The sequence below is a fragment of the Streptomyces sp. NPDC001027 genome, from assembly GCF_040299045.1.
Taxonomy (GTDB): domain Bacteria; phylum Actinomycetota; class Actinomycetes; order Streptomycetales; family Streptomycetaceae; genus Streptomyces.
On record NZ_JBEPBI010000482.1, the window covers coordinates 1 to 2,645 of the forward strand.

Sequence of the window (2,645 nt, forward strand, 5' to 3'; positions counted from 1 at the left end):
GGTGCGGACCTCGGAACAGGGGTTGATCGCCTTCACACGGTGTGCCAGCACCTCGGGTTTGGGCTTGCCCACGTCGGCCGCCACGCACGCCTGCCGGTTGAGGTTGGACACGTCGAAGCTGTCCGGGTCGGCGAGCCGGAAGCGGGTGACGCCGAGGCGCACCAACGGTTCGACCACCGCGCCGCCGACGCTGCCGCAGCCGGCCACCAGTACCGTCGCCGCCCGCAGCGCGGCCTGCTCCCGGTCGTTCAGGATGCCGAGGTTGCGGCTCACGGCCTCCGCGCCGAAATCCACCGGCCCGGACGTCTCGGGTGTGCCCGCGAGTCCCTGGTCAGGCGTCATGTATGTCTCCGTCCACGTTCGCAAGCGCCCAGCGGGGCGGTTCAGTGCGCACTCGTAGTGCCGGGGGTGATGCCGATGCCCAGGCCCTGTACCTGGTAGATGCGGGTGCCGTCGGCCCAGAGCCAGCCGTCGCCGATCACCCGCACCCCGTGCTCGTCCTCGACGACCTCGCGGATCTCCGCCTCGACGGTGACCCGCGCGGTGCGGGGGGTGACCTGGCCCCGGTACTTCCAGGTGACGGCGCGGCCGGTGAGCACGGGCTCGAAGCGCGGGTTCGGGACACCGGCCCCGAGACCGCGTTCGATCGCGTAGAACTGCAGCAGCTGGCACATGGCCTGGACACCGAGTGATCCGGGCTGCACGGGGTCCTGGAAGAAGTGGGCCTGGAAGAACCACTCCCCCGGGTCCACGTCCTTCACGGCGCGCAGACGTCCCAGACCGGCGCGTCCCGCGTCGGGCCAGTAGCCGGTGACACGGTCGAGCATCAGCAGCATCGGCCCGGGAAGACACGGCGTACCGGCGAAGTACTTCTCCGGCCGGGCGGTGAGATCGACGCCGAAGGCGCAGTCCGCGGACAGCAGGGCCGACTCCTCCTCGGCCGGCGGGAGCCCGATCTGGTTGTCGAAGGCGCTGGGGGGAAAGAAGCCGAACACCGTGGTCAGCGAGAACACGGGCTCGTCGGCGCAGACGCATTCGACGTCGAAGGCCTGAATGATCATCTCGGTGCTGCGCGACACCTCCCGGAGCGTGGTCCTGGTGCGCAGCACCCCCATGCCCGGCCGCACTTCGCGGTGGACCGTGCCGGCGCCGTCGAGGTTGCGGAAAAGCAGGTCGCTGTCGCTGGTGAGCGCCGAGCCGACGTAGGAGGCGAGCCAGCCGCTGGCCTGCAGCACCACCTCCATGAGGACGCTGAACGGCATCGCGCCGGTGAAGTCGTTCTGCTCGAAGTACCAGACCTCTTCCGGCACGTCGTACTCGACCTCGACCGTCGCGCCCGCCTCCATGACCCACGGCGTCCCCTCGACGCCCACCACCCGACTCATGAAGTGGAACGGCGGGCCCGGCAGCCGCGCCAGCCTCCGGGCGCTGTCGAAGGGGGCGTACGCGGGCCCGAACGCCTCGCTGGGCCGCCCCCAGGCACAGGCCAGCATCGCCGCGTAGTCGTAGCGGAAGCCGTCCACCTCCGCGACCACGCCACTCTCCAAGCGGCCTTCCAGACCCGCCAGTTCGCGGTGCGGGACCGCGGCCCCGTCGGTCTGCACGGCGGGCGGACCGAGCCTGCGCCAGTGGGTGAGCGGCCAGTCCGGGACGAGGCGCACCCCGACTCCGCGGGCGTGGAAGGCCCTGACACCGTCGACCGTGCACAGGACGTCGGCGACCAGCATCGGCTCCGGCCCGGCGGACAGCTCGGACACGAACACCTCGTAGGTCAGCAGGCGGCTCCGCGGTGTGACCTGGCCCCGGCAGAACATGGGGTAGGGCACACCGCTGACGGGTTCGAAGCGCCAGCCGTCGCGGTCGATGGTGAAGCCGGCCGCGGCGATGTAGAAGGACATCGCCTGGAGGCAGCCCTCGAACATCAGGGTTCCCGGCATGCACGGATCGTTGGTGAAGTGCCCCTCGAAGAACCAGTCGTCGGGCGAGACCGGCGTCTCTGCACGGAGGTAGCCGCGTCCCCACGGCCCGCCCGCCGGGTCGTACACCGGCACGCTGTGCACCAGCCGCAGACGGCCGTCGCCGGTCCTTGGGCTGCGGATGTGGGAGCGGGTGAGCTCCCAGCCGGGACCGAAGCAGTCCGCGGGACGTCCCTCGGCGAAGGCACGGACCTCCTCGGGCCCGAAGGCGCGGGCGGCGCCCGGTACCGCCGGCGGGTCGGCGGGGCGCGCCGGATCGGGCGGGGTGTCCTCCGGTCGCCACAACACACCGCTGGTGTCCGCCAGTTCCCCGTCCGTGAAGAATCCGGCCTGGCCCTGCCGCATGGACAGGCGCAGTTCGTCGCCGACGTAGGCGTCGTAGTGGAAGAAGAAGATCCGCACGCCGCCGTGTTCACCGTGGCCGTCGATGTGGATCTCGTAGCGCAGGGTCTCGCCGGGGCCGGGCGGGCTGCCGTGGAAGGTGAGTTCGCAGCCGAGCAGCCGGTAGACCCGCTCACCCCGGTTGAGCAGATCCACGCCGAGCCAGCTGATCAGCAGCAGGTCGGCCTGGCCGGCCTCGATCATGATCCCGGCCGGGATGCGGCCGACGGGGTCCAGGTACCAGCTGTCGAGCCGGATGTCGGTCTCGGTCCAGAGCGTGCCCGTGGC

1 protein-coding gene and 1 pseudogene are annotated in these 2,645 nt (G+C 71.2%); both read right to left on the reverse strand.

From position 1 onward, the window contains the following. On the reverse strand, window positions 1-342 hold a 342-nt coding region (locus ABT300_RS43030), incomplete at its 3' end, for a ThiF family adenylyltransferase (RefSeq protein ID WP_351688334.1). A gap of 41 nt (window positions 343-383) precedes the next feature. Further along, window positions 384-2,645 (reverse strand): annotated as a pseudogene (locus ABT300_RS43035) (type I polyketide synthase); the annotation flags it as partial.